The organism is Oligoflexus sp., from assembly GCF_035712445.1.
Lineage (GTDB): Bacteria > Bdellovibrionota_B > Oligoflexia > Oligoflexales > Oligoflexaceae > Oligoflexus.
In genome coordinates, this window is the sequence record NZ_DASTAT010000055.1 from 20,738 (window position 1) to 36,564 (window position 15,827).

A 15,827-nucleotide genomic window follows, 5' to 3' on the forward strand; every position below is an offset into this window, starting at 1 on the left:
TTGAGCCGACGACGAATTTCCCATGCAGCCGCACCTCGGGCGAAGTCTTGTTTACTAAAAGCATAGCATGGAAATTCTTTGTACCAATAGGGTTGGCCGGAAAGAGCTTGAGGGGTCTCAAGTTTCGAAAGCTGTTTTTCCTGACGACGAACTTTCTAAGGCAGGGATATTCAGGGCTTACAAATTTTTGTTAAGGGACCAACGCCGAGTGCCGACTCTTTTCGCGAGGCTGCTGCTTGCAGTAGCCTAGGCTGAATACTCAGTCCTTGGTCCCCTCAAGCCTCCAGCCCACAAACGGGATGGAGGTTTTTCTTTTTGGGACTTTTACGAATTCGGCAGAGTTGCCGATTCAGAATTTTTGCCGGTTTTCAATGTCACGCATCAGCGCCGACACCCACTCATCGCGGGGATCACTGTCCTGCAAGGGCTGCAGGATACGACGGGCTTCCGCGAACTGCTGCTTTTCGATCAGGGCCGACGCGATACGAATTTTCGCGACCCGCACCTGATTCGGTTTATAGGGTCCGTCTATGATCTGCTGATACTCGCGGATCCCATCTTCGACGCGGCCCGCATCCACAAGCGCCTCGGCGAGGCCCTGGCGCGCGGTGTATTCTTTATAGCCATATTCGTAAACAGCTTTTTGCAGCGAGGCCACTGCTTCGGCGGGACGGCCCATGCTCATCAGCGCTGAACCTATCCCGTAATCCACATAGCCCGTTTTTCTGGGGTCATCCTGCATGGACCGCAGAAAGGCAAGGCCCTGGTCCCAGTTCCTTGTCTCTTCATAAACGCCGAGCAGCTCCTGAACCGCAGCTTCGTTGTCCGGGTTCACTTCCAAAGCGCGCTCCAGATAAGGCTGCGCCGCGCGGCTGTCATGCTTATCAATCAAAAGCAGCATGGCCATCTCAACCAGAGCGCCTTCATCACGGGGATCCTTCTGCAGAATACCAAGAAGTATACTTTCGGCCTCGCGCCATTGCCCTGAATCGATCAACTGCATGGCGGTTTGCAGTTCGGAACCGTCCTTCGGTTGCGGAGTGCCTGCGGGCCGCGCAGTCGCGGGGCTGTTGCTGCTGCTTGACGAGTCGAGAGGAATGCTCGGCAGGACATCGACCCGAGGTCTTTTCCTGGATTCCACCGGATTCGCGGCCGACTCTTTGGGTTGGTCGAGTAAGGAATCCTGACGACCTTGGCTGCGCATAAAGAAGAGAACGCCCGCAGCCAGGGCCAGAAGAACACCCAATATCAATGCCGATCGCAGAAAATCCGACTGGTTTTTCGTATGCTTGCCTGCCACGATGAGACCTCGCTCCACTTGAATGAGGCGATCATACTGGCGGAAAATCGGCGAGGCAATAGCTAACTCACGAGCTTAAGGCAGGATCCCCAGTCTCTTTCCGGGCCGCTTCCGGCCTGCGCTTCCTGCTTCTCCACTGCCGCTGCAAAACTTCGCTCAGAAAGAGAAAGATCGCAAGGCCGGTCAACCAAGGGTGAACTTCGTTCCAGACTCTTTCCCTTTGACTCTGTTCGGTCTCTTTCAGCGGCGGGCGAATGGATTCCCTATAGAGCCGATCCAGCCCGAACTCCCCGGTTTCCGAGCGCAGAAAATGTCCACCGCTTGCCTCTGCAATTTGGCGTAATATCGTCTCATCGGGATGCGACACAACGAGGCTGCCGCTCTCATCCTTCAAGAATCCGCCATCCGGCAAGGGGATGGGAGCCCCCTGCCCGCCCACGCTGATCGTGTGAATGGCAATGCCCTGCCCCGCTGCAGCCTTGGCCGCAACCAAAGGATCGGTGTCCTGATCCTCGCCATCACTGATCAGGATCATCGCCTTGCCCACACTCCCCGCTTCTGTTCCGTCCTGCAGAGCCTGCATGCCAAGCCGTATGGCCTGGCCCATCGACGTTCCCTGCACGGGGATGGAATCGCTATCGACCTGTTCCAGAAATAAGGAAAAGGCATTCATGTCCTGGGTCAAGGGGCATTGAATGAAACCCACGCCGGCAAAGAGCACCAGACCCAGTCGATCCCCATGCACGACCTTCATGAGGTCCATGATTTCCCGCTTCGCGCGCACAAGCCGGCTCGGATCAATGTCCGCCGCATTCATGCTGCGCGACACATCCAGGACGATGACGACATCCGCGCCGTGTTTCTTCACATCCTTCCATTCAAATCCATAGCGCGGCCTTGCCAGCGCCAAGATCAAAGCGGCCACGGCCGTAAGGATCAAAACCCAGGAAAACCAGGGTTTGCGCAGCGCCCAGGCGGGCAGGAGCAAAGGCTGGAATTCGCGCCTGGTCAAAAGCTGCAGTCGCCTTTCATAGCGTTTTTGAATAAAGACGAGCGCAAAGGACAGCGGAATCAATAGGAGCAGCAGCCAAAGCAGTTCCGGTCGGGCAAAGCTCATGGCACCACCCTCCAGCGCGAGCCTGAAAGCGCCTGCTCCACCACGAATAAAGCCAGAGCAGCCAGAAGGAAGACCCAGGCGATTTCTTCGCGTGGCCGGGGATCGTCCACGGCGGTGCGGGTTTTTTCAAGCTGATCGATGGTCGCATAAACTTTCTGAAGGGTTTCGGTATCACTCGCCAGAAAAAATTTGCCGCCTGTGGAATCGGCGATGAACTTCATCAGCTCGGTATCCATTTTGAAGATGCGCTGCTGGTATTCAATTCCAAAAAAACCCTGGGTCGGATACGGCACCGGCCCATCGCTGCCGACACCGATCGCATAGACCTTGATGCCCAGGGTCCGCGCAGCCTCCACAGCGGATCTGGGGTCCATGGTGCCGGCCGTATTCGCGCCATCAGTCAAGAGAATAACGAGCTTGGATTTCGCATCCACATCTTTGAGACGCTTGACGGCGGTTGCCAGCGCATCACCAATAGCGGTTTCCGGGCCCGCCATTCCAATTTTCACCGGCTTCATGAATTCCATCAGCACCCGATGATCCAGGGTCAAGGGCGCCTGGGTGAAGGCCTGGCTGCCGAAGATCACAAGGCCGATGCGATCATCCGTGCGTTTTTGTATGAAGTCTTCGACCACATGCTTGACCACCTCCAGCCGGTTCTGCCGTTTGCCATCGAGTTCGAAATCCATGGCCAGCATACTGTTCGAGGTATCAAGCACGAGCATGATATCAAGGCCTTCGACCTGTCTTTTGGTGTTGACGTCCATGACCTGAGGCCGCGCGGCGGCGAGGATGAGGCAGACCAGGAGCCCAAGGCGCAGAAGCTGAGGGAGGTTCAGCCAGATCATGGGCGCCGAGCGCAAAGTTCGCAGGATGCCGACGGCGCCATAGCCGAAGCCGCTGCGTTTCCGCGGGCCGGATAGGATCATCCAGGCCAGAGGCAAAAGAAGGAGAAGCGTGAGCAGAACCCAGGGGTAAGCAAATCTCATGAACGTTTTCGCGCTCCCATGCTCAGAAAACGGTGAAGGGCGTCGGCGGTATTATCCCGCGTGCTCATGCTCCAGACCGAGGCGCCGGCGCTTTCCATCGTGCGCTGCCAGAGTTTTTGCTCGGCCTCGCGCTGCCGCGGCCATTCGCCTTGGATCCAGGGATCACTGCTGTCCACCAGCACCTTCTGCCCGCTTTCCCGGTCCTGATACCAGACGAGCCCGGCATCCGGCAAAGCGCGTTCGGCGGGATCTTCGATCTGCACGCAGACGAGTTCATGGCGGCGCGCGACCTGCTTCAGAGTTTTTTCATAGCCTTCTGTCTTGAAATCGGAGAGCACGATGGCGAGGCAGCGTCTTTTACGCAGCCGCATGAAGGATTTCAAAGCCCCGTCGAGATCGGTTTTCTGGCCCTGCGCCTTATGCGTCAGGATACTGCGAATAATGGACCAGACGTGGGCCCGACCTTTGCTGGGCGGAATGAAAAGTTCGGTATGATCAGAAAATACGAGGAGGCCCACCTTGTCCTGCCGCCGAATGGCAAGAAAGGCGAGCACGGCCGCGAGTTCCGCGACCATCTCGTGTTTGGCACGCGCCGAGCTGCCGAAGAAGAGGGACGAGCTGACATCGACCAGAAGCATCAGCGTCATCTCACGCTCTTCCCGGAAGAGCTTCACAAAGGGTTGACCCATCCGCGCGGTGACGTTCCAATCGATGCTGCGAATTTCATCGCCGACCTGATATTCACGCACCTCATCGAATTCCCAGCCGCGACCTTTGAAAGCGCTTTTGTACTCGCCGAGCAAAATTTCACTGGCCAGATGCCCGGCCTTCAATTCCAAACGACGAATGCGACTCAAAAGCTCGGGTGCCAGCAAGGTTCAGTCCTCCGCGGCACGGCCAAGGCCAGGACGGGCGTCCCAACGCAGAGCACCGGGCCAGTAAGCAAGGGTTTGCCCGGATTCCAAAAGGTCCGTGGCGTGTTTCAGCTTATCCAGACCAAGGGGAAGTTCAACGCGACTTTTCCAGGGAAAGAAGGATTCGCTGTCCTGGAGCGTGCTGAGGCATTCACCGATGCTGCCGCTGCGAATGCAGTCGAGCAGATTCTTCGGTGCCGGTTGATATTCTTCCAGCGAATAGAATTTATCGGGATCGAGCTTCGCGAGTTCCTTGGCGGCGCGCACGGCTTCATGGAATCCACCGAGGCGATCCACGAGGCCAAGTGTCAGGGCATCGGCTCCGGTATAGACGCGGCCTTCCGCGATCTGATAGATGCGCTCGGGAGCCTGCTTCCGTCCTGCGGCGACTTTCTGCACGAAGGTGTCGTAGGTTTCCTTGATCGAGTTGCGAATCAATTCCTTGTCGGCTTCGCTGCTTTTGGTGGCGAAGTTCAGATAGTCCTTGCGATCGGACGCTGTCACCATGTGAAAGTTCACGCCCCATTTTTCCGCGACCTTAAGGCCCTTGGGCATGCCGCCGATCACACCGATGGAACCTGTGATGGTCGTAGGTTCGGCCACGATCATGGTCGCTGGCGCGGCGATGTAGTATCCGCCTGATGCCGCGACCGCACCCATAGATACCACGACGGGTTTCTTCTCGGAAAGCTTCCGCACCTCGTCCCAGATCAGATCCGATGCGAGGGCTGAACCACCAGGGCTATCAATGCGCAGGACCACGGCTTTCACATCATCTTCCTTGGCCGCCCACTGCAGTTCCTCGATCATGTGATCGGGTGCGATCTGGTCGCTGTTGCTGCGGGTGCTATTGACGATCTCGCCTTCCGCGCGAATCAAAGCGATGGCTTCCGGCCCTTTGGTCACACGGGGTTCATCCAGCTGACCGGAACCCTGCAGGTAGGCGCGCAGCTCGACAAAACGCTGGGCTTTGGTGGCGTTTTTGATTTCGTCCAACCAGGCCGGCAAATAACCCACGCGATCGACGAGGCCTTCTTTCAACGCTTCCTGACTCGTAAAGAAAGAGCGCTTCAGCCAGCCGTTCACTTCCGCCACGGAGTGCTTACGGTTGTTAGCGATCGCGGTTGCGACTGTGCCGCGCAGCGAGGCTTCCAAGGCTCCGTACATTTCCAAAGTTTCGGGCGACGGCGCATCCTGAACGAAGGCTTCCATCGCGGACTTGAATTTACCGGCTTTTACGACTTCAAACTGCAGACCCAGTTTATCGAGAGCCGATCCAAAATAAGCGAGCTGGAACGCAGGCCCGGTGATCGTGAGCCCACCCAGCGGCGTCAGGCTGATTTGATTGCCGGCCGACGCGATGTAATAGAGCGCGGTATCACCATCGTTGAGGCTCACATACAGAGGCTTTTGACTGGCGCGATAGGCATCGAGGGAACGCCGCAGCGCGGTCATCGTGCTGAAGCTGCCGCCGGTGTTCGTGATATCGAGCAGGACGCCCTGGACGCGGGCATCTTCCGCCGCGCGGCGCAGAGCGGTCTGCAGATCCATGAGCGAGACAGGGACGGTCTCGTTGAAGAGAGATCCGAAGAAGCGATCGCTTTCATCGAGTGTGTAGGCCACGATCGGGCGATCGAGTTTTAAATGGAGGATGGATTGTTCGATCTCCGTATTGGCTGCCTGCGTGGCCTTGACTGATTTCATGCTGGAGCCTTCGTCCCGCATGGCTTTATATATGAAAACCCCAAGGAGGATCCCAAGCACTGTGACCATGAGTCCGACCAGGGCCAAATATGATGTGATAATGACAAAGAGGCTGCGGAACAGCCTGCCAAGAAAACCGCTATTTTTACCGTCACCCATGCAAAGGTCCCGTCCGAACTGGGGTGTCTCGCCCGGCCCTCCCTTGGGACGAAGTCGAAACATCGCGTCTGACCGATCAGTGTAGCGATGTTTTCTGAAAAAAAAAACCAAAGGCCGCGAGGCCGGGGTCCATGCGGACCCTAAACCCAGGCTGGGGGACCTTGAACCAGCGGCTGAGGATCTTGCGCAAACGACTGGGGCATGTCATCATGCAGCTTCCGGGCTGATGGACAGGGCCCGGCACGCCGGCCGAGAGTCGGAATAAGAGGAGACGGAAAGAATGCAGGACACCTTGCCGGAACATCCCAGCGAACTCTGGGAAAAAAATCCCGTGGTCGCAGCGGCGATGCTCGGGGCTCTTCGCGAGAATCCCCAAACCCGGGATCTCCAGGAGCAGCAGCGTATCATGCTGGTCGAGCGAGCCTTGCGCGATCAATGCCGTGGCGATCACGCCTGGCTTTCCAAATGGGTGCCACGCCTTCAGGCGGGTGAAAATATTCTGCTCGATTCCCAGGCCCCAGCAGCGGCCACGACCAGCGCAGCCCCAGACCCGTCGGGCAAATCAGGCGACAAAAAAGCGGAGAAGGGACCGCCTGAGATCACCGTCTCCCAGCCGACTCAGGTGACAAGTCAGGACGAGCTCGATGACCTTCTTGAAATGCATCGGCATTGGATCAAGCAGGTGCTGGAACCCGGACTGGACCTTGGACCTGGACGCGCGAACCTGAAAGGTTCCGACCTCAGAGCCTTCAATCTGGAAGGGGCAGATCTGCGCGCGGCTCGTTTGGAGCATTGCAATCTGAGCGGCGTCTCGCTCATGGGCGCGAATCTCGCTGGAGCCAATCTTGCCGGAGCCAATCTGGAAGGCGCTTCCTTGGAACGGGCCCGATTGCGTCGCGCAAACCTTACCGGCGCGAACTTAAAAGGCGCCAATCTCAGTAAGGCCGACGTGCGTCATATTCAATGGAAAGGCGTAACGATCGACGGGGCCGATTTCACCGATGCTCTCGGCGCTCCGGAAATCCCTTCAGGCGGCACTATCGAGGCTTGATACGCTGCCACGTAATTACGGATTACGAAACAATATCCGCAGCTTGGCCTGCGGATTTTTTTTGCAGTTCGGCCTGCCAGTCAAGTGTTCTTAACTCAAAATCGATAGCTGTGAGGACCCGGAATTCCCCCCGGGCGCTATGAACGCTTTGTTTCGCTCGTCGGCGTTCTGCTCAATTCGTGGGCAACAAGAAATGCGACGCTTGAGATCGCGATCCGGACGTCAATCCGAGGCTGGAGCATCCATTTGAAATCGGATTTCAAACACGAGCGTGGTCTGCTCGACTTTTTGCGCATTCGTGCGCGCTGCTGTTGGAATTTGATATCGAACCGGGCGCCCTGGGCAACATCTTCAATTCCACGGCACGCCGAGCCTTCTGCAGGGAAACAGACCCTGCAGAATTCTGGAGTCAATCGTTTTATGCATGATATCGACATCGCGCAGTATTTTTCCTTTCGCCGTTCCTATTCTCTTTATACAATATCGGGAACGGATGGACTTGAATTCAGCTACGGAACGGACATCGAGTTCAGCCACTCGCCGTTCACGAGCCATGGGGCGATGCGCTCTCAAAGTCCTTCGGTGAGCAAAGTCAATGAGTTCCCGCTGATTGGTGGATTCGGAATGCAACTGAAAAGGGAGTGAGTCGTATGTCGGATAGTGCAGCGAAAATTCGCGACAAGCGGGTCAAGCCTCGTTTTAAAATTCAGGTGCACGCACGGATCAAAGCCCAGCTGATCGGCAGTTCGAGCAAATTTCCCTTCGTCACGGAAAACATCTCGGAGTCGGGCCTGCTCGTCAACCACGAGCCCATGTCACGTCATGCTTTCAATAAGCACTCGATCCTGGAAGTATGGGTCAGCAATGATGCAGGCGAGGAAATTTACTTCTTCGCCAAGTATGTGCGAAAAGCCAGCGAATCATCCTTTGCGATCAAGATCATTGATATAGATGGCGCGAATTCCAAAAAATACCAGGACTTCATCGATGCGCATCGCAGTGAAGCGATTTCCGATGATAGCCCTGAGGACGACAAGAACTAGCTCACGCGCTCAAAGCCACCCGCTCTCCATGAAATTGGATCCAATCCCGCTGCGGCAGGCGAAGTCGCAGGCGGAAGGCCACAAAGTTCTGCGCGGCCTCGCCCAGGATCACCGAAATATCTCCGCCTTCTTTTCGGAGCGTATCACGAACAGCGGAAAGCCCAAGACCACGGCCGGATATGGACGACACCGCATCGCGGGTCGACAGCTCGGGCACGAAAATCAGCTCCGCCACGTTCTGAGCGGAGGCCGTCGCAGCCAGGAGCCCAAGCTTCTGGCCTTTGGCTCGAAGAGCTTGCAAATCGAGGCCGGCACCGTCGTCTGAAAAATCCAGATAGCATTGCCCGTCCTCGATGAAGGCATGAGCCTGAAGGCTTCCTTTGGGGTTCTTGCCCTTCCGAGTGCGCGTATCAGCCGTTTCCAGGCCGTGGTCCAGACTATTCCGCACGAGATGGCTCAAAGCCCCGGTGAGCGCATCATGTCCATACTGCGTGAGCCCGATGCCGCTGGCGTCGATCGTGATGTGCGGACTGGGTTTTCCCAGTTCAGTCGCGAGGCGGTGCACCGCTTTCAGACTTTGCGCCAGAACTTCGTCCAGCGGAAGGAAGACCGCCCTTTCCAGAGTTTTCAGCTGCTTTGTCGTGCCTTGGGTCAGATCCTGAACCAGCCCATGGATAGCTTCAATGGGCAGCTCGACGGCCTCGTTCACTCCCAGGCGCCGCCCCAGTTTTTCGACGGCGATGCTGCGATATCGTGCGATCAAAGCCTCCAGTTGCGTCAGCTGCTCCTTGAGTTCAGGAAGTCTTTGCTGCTGGGATCTATCCTCCAGCTTATGACAAAGGTCAGCCACCTCATCAAGGTCGAGGGATCGGGCTGTGCCCTTCAGCGTATGGAGGTTCAATTTCAGGATGTGCAGCTCATCGCAGTCGTGAAGCAAGTGCGTCGCCTGGCGCAGGAAGCTATGAAAGCGGGCCGGCGGAACATCCAGGATTTTCTTGATGATCGCGAGGTCCCGCCTTTGCGCTTCGGCCTCGGATTCCAGCGCCAGAAGCCGCGTGCTATCGTGAACGGTCACCAGGATTTTCTCGACCCGTTGATCGTCCTGACAAACCGGGTTCCACGAAAGGCTATAGACCCGCTTCTCTCCTTCCCATTCGGTCACCATCTGCTCGATGAAGACCTGCCGATTCAATTCAAAATTCAAAAGGTCCTCGCCAATGGCATGGGAAAGTGCCGCGCGGATCTGATCCTTTCTATCATCGGACAAAAGCGCGTGATCAAACAGCACGGAAAGCGCAGGCTCGCCCGCAATATGGCTCCTGTGGAAGAGGGATTCGACGGATCTGGAATAATCCTTATGGATCGACTGATCCGCCGTGATCGAAAAGACCCCAAGAGGGATGTGCTCCATGATCGAGCGGATGTCGCGGGTCTTCCGCATGACCTCCTCTTCAACGTGTTCGATCTGATAGGCGAGCTGATCGTTGGCCTGCTTAAGACCCATGCGCAGCTGATGCAGGCGATCGGCCAGAGCGAACGAGAGGATGGTCACTTCAAAGAGGGCTCCGATCTGTACACTTTTTTCCACCACGAAATTCGAGTTGATAAAGCCGAGGGACATCAGGGCGAAGATGATGATTCCCAGCAGAAGCGAGATCCAGGCCGCGGCATAGAAGTAGGCTTCCCGCTGCTTCCGCAGAACGCCCCTTATCGTCGTGGTGATGAGGAGCAACGAGGTGAACGCGCTCAGAACGGTGTAGCTGATGCCGACGACATTATAGGGCAGTAGGAAGACCAGGACGAAAGACAGGAGCAGCGGCACTATCATGAAGCGCATCAGTCGATGAATGACAGGATCGTGCGTCCCCAAAGTCATGAAGTAATCGACGAACAAAAGTCCGGAGACATTCGCCCCGACTATGGACATCAGCGTGATCTTATTGCTCCAGAAGGCCGAATCGGTAAAGAAATAGCGCAGCAGCATGCCCCCTTCCCCACCCACATAGATTCCAACGCAGATGACGAAAAGCGAATAGAAGAGATAGCTGAGGCTGCGGGTCGAAAGGAACACGAACATGTTGTAGAAAACCATGATGCCAATACCGCCGAAATAAAGACCGTTCAGCATCAGTGCATCCTGCTGGGCCTCGCGGAACTCTTCGGGTTCCCACACTTTGACGGGAAAGCGGATCGGGCTGTCCGTACTTATTTTCGCGTAAACCCTCAGGATCGATCCGGCCGGAATCGTCAGGGGAAAGGCAAAGTTGATGTGATTGATGGGCCGCAGCGTCTGCGGCAGCTGGGTGCCCACCGTGAAACGCGACAGCACCTGAGCCCGTTCATCGACGGCATAAAACTCGACTCGTTCCAAACGAGGATAGGCGATTTCAAAAATGAAAGGGGTATCCCGGTTGCTGGTATTATGAACCAGGGCCCGAAACCAGTGTACACGCGGGCTGAAGCCGAGGCTGGGACGAAAGCTCTGCGTTTCTTTCATGGCGTCCGGGGGAAGCTGCAGGACCTCGTCGATGGATAAGGGCTGCTCTTCGATCCAATAGGCAAGCCCGCCTCCGCCGAGGATCACGGGAAAGTCTTCCGACCATCCACGGTTCGACCACAGACACGCGACAAAAAAAAGCAAACCCATAAAGCTTCGCATGGAAAAATCCCGGCTTTAAGAATGAATGCTTCATCTTATCATAGGGGAACGGGACGCTCACAGAGGGGTTAAGCCCCAAGGTCCCGCGACATGGTAATATGCTGGATGCCTTCCTCCAGAAACACAGCCCCTTCGCTGACAAAACCGAATTTCTGATAGAACTTTTCCAGGTAAAGCTGCGCGGCCATCGTCAGGTGACAGCGGCCCAGCTCCCGGGCTGCGAGCTGCAAAAGTTCATGCATAAGGGCCTCGCCGTGCCCTTGGCCGCGGAAGTCAAGACGGGTCAGGACACGCCCGATTTTATAGGTGCCCGCCGTATTCCCGGGAATCACCCGCAGATAGGCGACCAGTTCCTCGCCCTTCCAGCCGCTCAGATGATAGCTTTGAAAATCCTTGCCATCCGCATCCACATAACGAATCTTCTGATCGACGACAAAGACTTCCTGCCGAGCCTTGAGGATCGCGTAAAGTTCCCGCTTCGACAGGGTTTCCATGGTTTGCCAACGCCATTCCACCAGGGCCTCTTCCTTTCCCAATAAAAAAATCCAGGCCGAGGATCACCTCGCCCTGGACTTCTACCAGAAATCTTAGAGCGTATCGAGAATGGATTGCGTTTCCTTGATGCAGAGCACGGTTTCCGGCTTCACGAATTGCGGCACGAGGTCATCGGCCAGATATGCTGTGAAGTCAGCCACCGTCTGCTCGGCCAAGGCTTTCGCATCAGCGTTGCGTTTCAGTTCGATCAGAACGGAAAGTTTGCGGCGATAGTTTTCGCAGAAAAGATTGCCCGGGGCATTGTCAGGATAAGCTTCCGCTTCAATCGCGGAGTCGATGAGCTTCAAGGCTTCCTCGGGATTATAAAGTCCGCCCGGGATGCCCTTGGCTTCCGGATTCGACTTCACCGCCGCCTTCACGCGCTTCACGCCGCCGCCTTCATAGATCTCGCCACCCGGCGCAGCGAGGCCCTTATCAAAGGATTCATTCAGCTTGGCAAGGTTTGCGAGGCGTTCGATGGCATTGGAAACCTCGGCTTCACGGGTCAGGCAGTTCGCGCGGAAATACCAGTAGACCGGCGATTGGAAGCCGAGATTGGTGGGATTGATGGTTTCCAGAGCCTTGCGCCAGCACTCACCCGCCAGGGCTTTGCGCTCCTTCCGGTCAGCGTCCACGTTCAGGCTCAGGTACGCGTTGATTTCGTAAAGATAGGAACGCGCGATATATTCGGTCGCACGAAGCTGATCGTTCGAACCCTTGGCGCTTTGTGCGGCCAGCGTTTGAAACGCGGCGCGCGCGGCTTGAATTTTCTCCCGGCCTTCAGCTCTTTGCGCAAACAGGGCATCGGCTTCCGAAAAGTCGACGGCCTTGACCTGCGTGGTGGAGCCAAGTGCAAGGGCGAAAACAAATGCGTACATGGGCCTTGTGAGCATAAAGTGTCCCCTTCGAATTTGGAAAATGTATGGAGTGAACCTTCCCGCACTCTAAGGAGGGGCTTCCGTTCTGTCAATTCAGAAGGATGGATACAACGATTCGGTGGGTTTACTTGCCGTGGCGAGAGAACGAAGGCTTGACCGTGAACCTTGCGAAAAGGGGGCCTTTGCCCCCTTCTACATATTTTTCGAGGCCCTAAATTTTTTCAACGGGCCGGAGTGAATTCCTCTTCGACAAAATCATCGGCAGGGTTGGGCGGCATGGGAGCCGCGACGTCTGCAAAGGGATCAGGCTTTCCGTTGCGCGCCAGCATTCTGTCTTTTTCGCGCGACAGCTGACGGTGCAGGTTGTCCATCAAAAGATCGAGCGACTTGTACATGTCTTCGCTTTGCTCTTCCACTTCCACAGCGGCGTTGTTGCGAGCGTGAAGACCGATATGAACCTTATGCACGTCGGCTTCTACAGAAAATGTCACATGAATAGGATTCGAGGTCTGAATGAGGCTTTCCATTCCCGCCATTTTTCTTTCGACGTCATATTTCAAAGCATCCGAGCTGTTCATGTGGCGGAAGTAGTAATGGAAGTTCATAAAATACCTCATCATCAAAAAGTGGGGCTTAATTCGTGGCCGGCAACAGGTCCGTGTCCACACCTTGGTCAAAGCAAGATTCGGCCCATTCTCAAGACGCGGAAATAATAAAGAAAAAACGGCCTGGGGAAAATCCAGGCCGCGTGATATGCAGCAAAATACTGTAGGATTTCAAGCTAGCTCTGGCGCAAGCTCCTAAAGTGACTCGTCGGAACCTGCCGATTGTTCAGCGATATTCCGTCGAAGTGACCTTTCCTTGTGCTGGCCGTGAACGCGTAGGGCCGCCAGGAATTCTGCATAGAAGTTACTACTCGCAAAACCGAAGCTCGGCGAACGGTAATCCTCGATGATATCGCTCAGGCGATTGCTACCCGTCTGAACGACGGCGCGTTTCATACCCCCGAGTCCATGGTTATAGGCTGTAATCGCCAGGGGCCAGTTGCGGAGTTCATTATAGTTCTGCTGAAGGACGCGAGCGGCCGCGCGAGTGGCCTTGAGCGGGGAGTTCCGCTCGTCCACATGCCGATTCACGCGGATATAGGCCCGGGCCGTATTGGGCATCAATTGCCAAAGGCCTGAAGCGCCGACCTTGGAGCGGGCTTTCAGGTTGAACATGGATTCCACGAACACAAGCCGGGTGAGTTCCGGAGGCAGTCCGTGATCGCGGAAGATCCGTTCCATCTGGGGAAAATACAGTCGCGAGGTACGGAAGGCTTCCTTGAAGGTATCGGAAAGACCCCCCTGACTCCGCAGCGTGATGCGGCCCTGCAAAAGGCGCTGGCGCGTGGCCGGGGTATTACAGGCGTTCCAGATCGAGGCCGCCAGCGCATGCTCATCGCGCATCGCGGGCCCACGTTCCTTGAATCCCTTCAGAGTTTCCCCGTAAAGGCGCAGGGTGTTTTCAATCAAACGATCCGCACCGGGACTGTCGACGTTTTCAAAGCCCTGGGAGCGCAGCTGGATGACGCCCAAAATCAGGCTCAGGTCATCCTTATCGTGAATCACGATGTGATGGCTCGGATACTTTGCGAAGATTTTCTCCCAGAACTGCACGCGCGGCTCCAGAATCGGTGAAGACGGGAACGCCGCATGGGTTCGCGCCTCCACAGTCCAGGGCAGCCACAGGCAGAACAGGGCTGTTCTTATATATCTCATGGTCCACTCTCTCTTCCCAAAGATGGATCGTCTCGATCAGATCGGACTTCAATGCATCAGGCTTGCGCTCGCCACTTTCTTGCGGGCGGGTGCCGGGGCCTTTTGCGTCGCCATGTCGGCGACGTTATGCTGAAGGTCCTGGATCATACTCCGAATCTCTTCCAGGCGGACGCTCTGGATTTGCGCATCAGTAGGTTTTTCCAGGGACGCGCGCACGGTTTTCTTGAATTGGTTTTCCCAGTAAGCGTAGCACTGGCCGCTGTAGTATTCGCGAAGGCTCGGATTATCGTATTGCGCATGTTTACGGCCGTAGTAGTCACCGTAGATGAAGCCACCGACAAGGCCCACGAGGGCGATGACGAAGCCGAGCAGATAAAGGGTGAAGGCGACCAGACGCTGCTCATGAGCATCAGGCAGACGGTCACGGAAGCGGAGCGCGGGAGTCTCGGAGGAGGACAGAACTTTTGGAAATTCCTGATCTTGCTGCATGGTGAAAACAATCTCCTGGTTAATGGGGAATCGTTGAAAAAATTGAATTGAAAATGCGGGTGAATGCAGCAGGAGATGGAGAGAAAGGCAACCCTGTTCAGAAGGCATGTCGAACGGGCTTTTAGTAAATGTTTTTTGGGGAAAAGGATAGAAAAAAAAGAGCCGCTCCGTTGCTACGGGCGGCCGTGCGAAGTTCAGGCGAAAAGGCTCAAGACTTCAGCGAATTCACAGTCCGGGCGTTCAAGGCTTCAGCCAACTCGTGGTCACCGTGAAACGACCGACGTTGTTATTCCACTCGTATTCATCCATGATCGCCACGTAAAGGCGTGTGGCGCCCTGCGGCACGACAAAGGCCTGCATGGTTCCGCTGCTGTCCTTCCCGTCACCGATGAAAAAGATCTGACCCAATGCCGGAGCCAAGGTCTTGAAATTACGCTTTTCAGCCGTGCCGAAGTCAAGGCTCGCCGGCATGCTCGGCTTCTGACTGGGCACCGCGGCATCCAGGAAAATCCCGATCAAACTATTGATAGGCGCCGTGGTCATCGCAATCTTGTTCACATTGCCAAGGGTATGCTTCACAACCTTGGCGCCGATCCCGTCCGCGTTGGATTCCTGGCCAGCCTGCGCATCAAAGGTGATCCGTCCGTCCACCTTGAAATAAAGGGCCGTCCCGGCCTGCAGACAGGCGGTATCGGTCGGCATCACCTGGGTCGGCGCATTACGGGGCGCGCGATCGCTGCTGTTCGGATAGGCGATGGTCGTATTGTTCGGCATTCCCGCCAGGAACGGATTGGTGGCTGAATTGATTTGAAACTGCGGGGTGCAGTTGGTCAGCACCGGAACTTTTTTGGGTTCCTCGGCCGGCGTGTAAATGATGGTATCCGAACTGCCTTCGACGGGACGATTCCTTTCGAGCACGACCGAACCGAGCACGCTGATATCCTCGCTGCGCACGCCGCTTGCTTCAGCAGGCGCTTCGACCTCGGGTATGTGTTCTTCCGGTGGAGCAGGATTCACGCGATCGGTCCCGCAGGAACCCAGCAGCGTCCCTGCCAGGCAAAGGCCTATCGTTCGTGCGAAACGCACGGCGAAATTGAATAGACTCACGATGGTCCCCTTCCTCTAACGTTCGCGCTAACATCGGTAAGAATGGGAATAACCTAAGCCTTTAAACCTTACATTTGGGAAAGTAAAAAATACCTCAAAAAGAAGTTCGGCCTCGGGCCTCGA

15 protein-coding genes are annotated in these 15,827 nt (G+C 56.0%); 3 read left to right on the forward strand and 12 right to left on the reverse strand.

Annotation, left to right across the window (positions count from 1 at the left end; translation table 11 throughout):
* Positions 1–349: 349 nt before the first annotated feature.
* The 5 genes from VFO10_RS11045 to sppA all read right to left on the reverse strand — a co-directional run bounded on the left by VFO10_RS11045 (position 350) and on the right by sppA (position 6,183).
* Positions 350–1,300, reverse strand: a complete 951-nt coding sequence (locus tag VFO10_RS11045) for a tetratricopeptide repeat protein (RefSeq protein ID WP_325139994.1) — start codon at positions 1,298–1,300, stop codon at positions 350–352.
* A 67-nt stretch (positions 1,301–1,367) separates the two neighbouring features.
* Entirely contained in the window at positions 1,368–2,417 is a 1,050-nt protein-coding gene (locus VFO10_RS11050; RefSeq protein WP_325139996.1) for a VWA domain-containing protein, read from the reverse strand.
* A complete protein-coding gene (locus VFO10_RS11055; protein WP_325139998.1) occupies positions 2,414–3,406 on the reverse strand; it encodes a VWA domain-containing protein in 993 nt (330 codons plus the stop codon). Before VFO10_RS11055 ends, VFO10_RS11050 begins: the two co-directional genes overlap by 4 nt.
* Entirely contained in the window at positions 3,403–4,281 is an 879-nt protein-coding gene (locus tag VFO10_RS11060) for a DUF58 domain-containing protein (RefSeq protein WP_325140000.1), read from the reverse strand. The genes VFO10_RS11055 and VFO10_RS11060 overlap by 4 nt, the downstream gene beginning before the upstream one ends.
* Before the next feature lie 3 nt (positions 4,282–4,284).
* The gene (sppA, locus tag VFO10_RS11065) at positions 4,285–6,183 is read right to left on the reverse strand and encodes a signal peptide peptidase SppA (RefSeq protein WP_325140002.1); all 1,899 of its coding nucleotides are present in this window, start codon (positions 6,181–6,183) and stop codon (positions 4,285–4,287) included.
* A gap of 280 nt (positions 6,184–6,463) precedes the next feature.
* Between sppA and VFO10_RS11070 the strand changes: the two genes are divergently transcribed.
* The 3 genes from VFO10_RS11070 to VFO10_RS11080 all read left to right on the forward strand — a co-directional run bounded on the left by VFO10_RS11070 (position 6,464) and on the right by VFO10_RS11080 (position 8,277).
* Entirely contained in the window at positions 6,464–7,234 is a 771-nt protein-coding gene (locus VFO10_RS11070; RefSeq protein WP_325140004.1) for a pentapeptide repeat-containing protein, read from the forward strand.
* 420 nt (positions 7,235–7,654) lie between these two features.
* Positions 7,655–7,879, forward strand: a complete 225-nt coding sequence (locus VFO10_RS11075; RefSeq protein WP_325140006.1) for a hypothetical protein — start codon at positions 7,655–7,657, stop codon at positions 7,877–7,879.
* 5 nt (positions 7,880–7,884) lie between these two features.
* The gene (locus tag VFO10_RS11080) at positions 7,885–8,277 is read left to right on the forward strand and encodes a PilZ domain-containing protein (RefSeq protein ID WP_325140008.1); all 393 of its coding nucleotides are present in this window, start codon (positions 7,885–7,887) and stop codon (positions 8,275–8,277) included.
* A 1-nt stretch (position 8,278) separates the two neighbouring features.
* Here the strand turns inward: VFO10_RS11080 and VFO10_RS11085 are convergent, their stop codons facing one another.
* The 7 genes from VFO10_RS11085 to VFO10_RS11115 all read right to left on the reverse strand — a co-directional run bounded on the left by VFO10_RS11085 (position 8,279) and on the right by VFO10_RS11115 (position 15,704).
* Positions 8,279–10,936, reverse strand: a complete 2,658-nt coding sequence (locus VFO10_RS11085; protein ID WP_325140010.1) for a 7TM diverse intracellular signaling domain-containing protein — start codon at positions 10,934–10,936, stop codon at positions 8,279–8,281.
* Between the two features lie 68 nt (positions 10,937–11,004).
* Positions 11,005–11,451, reverse strand: coding sequence for a GNAT family N-acetyltransferase (locus VFO10_RS11090; protein WP_325140013.1), 447 nt, complete (start codon positions 11,449–11,451; stop codon positions 11,005–11,007).
* A 72-nt stretch (positions 11,452–11,523) separates the two neighbouring features.
* Positions 11,524–12,363 carry a hypothetical protein gene (locus VFO10_RS11095; RefSeq protein ID WP_325140015.1) on the reverse strand — a complete coding sequence of 280 codons (840 nt, stop codon included), beginning with the start codon at positions 12,361–12,363 and terminating at the stop codon, positions 11,524–11,526.
* A 206-nt stretch (positions 12,364–12,569) separates the two neighbouring features.
* Entirely contained in the window at positions 12,570–12,953 is a 384-nt protein-coding gene (gene hpf, locus VFO10_RS11100; protein WP_325140017.1) for a ribosome hibernation-promoting factor, HPF/YfiA family, read from the reverse strand.
* Positions 12,954–13,148: 195 nt separating this feature from the next.
* On the reverse strand, positions 13,149–14,108 hold the full coding sequence (locus tag VFO10_RS11105; RefSeq protein ID WP_325140019.1) for a lytic transglycosylase domain-containing protein: 960 nt from the start codon (positions 14,106–14,108) through the stop codon (positions 13,149–13,151).
* A gap of 48 nt (positions 14,109–14,156) precedes the next feature.
* The gene (locus VFO10_RS11110; protein ID WP_325140021.1) at positions 14,157–14,597 is read right to left on the reverse strand and encodes a hypothetical protein; all 441 of its coding nucleotides are present in this window, start codon (positions 14,595–14,597) and stop codon (positions 14,157–14,159) included.
* A 240-nt stretch (positions 14,598–14,837) separates the two neighbouring features.
* Positions 14,838–15,704, reverse strand: coding sequence for a hypothetical protein (locus VFO10_RS11115; protein WP_325140023.1), 867 nt, complete (start codon positions 15,702–15,704; stop codon positions 14,838–14,840).
* Between the last annotated feature and the right edge of the window lie 123 nt (positions 15,705–15,827).

What these genes read in the sequence shown, in the direction of transcription:
- VFO10_RS11050 (WP_325139996.1), bottom strand. Translation starts at nt 2,417, where the DNA reads ATGAGCTTTGCCCGACCGGAACTGCTTTGGCTGCTGCTCCTATTGATT.
- VFO10_RS11055 (WP_325139998.1), bottom strand. Translation starts at nt 3,406, where the DNA reads ATGAGATTTGCTTACCCCTGGGTTCTGCTCACGCTTCTCCTTCTTTTG.
- sppA (WP_325140002.1), bottom strand. Translation starts at nt 6,183, where the DNA reads ATGGGTGACGGTAAAAATAGCGGTTTTCTTGGCAGGCTGTTCCGCAGC.
- VFO10_RS11070 (WP_325140004.1), top strand. Translation starts at nt 6,464, where the DNA reads ATGCAGGACACCTTGCCGGAACATCCCAGCGAACTCTGGGAAAAAAAT.
- VFO10_RS11075 (WP_325140006.1), top strand. Translation starts at nt 7,655, where the DNA reads ATGCATGATATCGACATCGCGCAGTATTTTTCCTTTCGCCGTTCCTAT.
- VFO10_RS11080 (WP_325140008.1), top strand. Translation starts at nt 7,885, where the DNA reads ATGTCGGATAGTGCAGCGAAAATTCGCGACAAGCGGGTCAAGCCTCGT.
- VFO10_RS11085 (WP_325140010.1), bottom strand. Translation starts at nt 10,936, where the DNA reads ATGCGAAGCTTTATGGGTTTGCTTTTTTTTGTCGCGTGTCTGTGGTCG.
- VFO10_RS11095 (WP_325140015.1), bottom strand. Translation starts at nt 12,363, where the DNA reads ATGCTCACAAGGCCCATGTACGCATTTGTTTTCGCCCTTGCACTTGGC.
- hpf (WP_325140017.1), bottom strand. Translation starts at nt 12,953, where the DNA reads ATGAACTTCCATTACTACTTCCGCCACATGAACAGCTCGGATGCTTTG.
- VFO10_RS11105 (WP_325140019.1), bottom strand. Translation starts at nt 14,108, where the DNA reads ATGAGATATATAAGAACAGCCCTGTTCTGCCTGTGGCTGCCCTGGACT.
- VFO10_RS11110 (WP_325140021.1), bottom strand. Translation starts at nt 14,597, where the DNA reads ATGCAGCAAGATCAGGAATTTCCAAAAGTTCTGTCCTCCTCCGAGACT.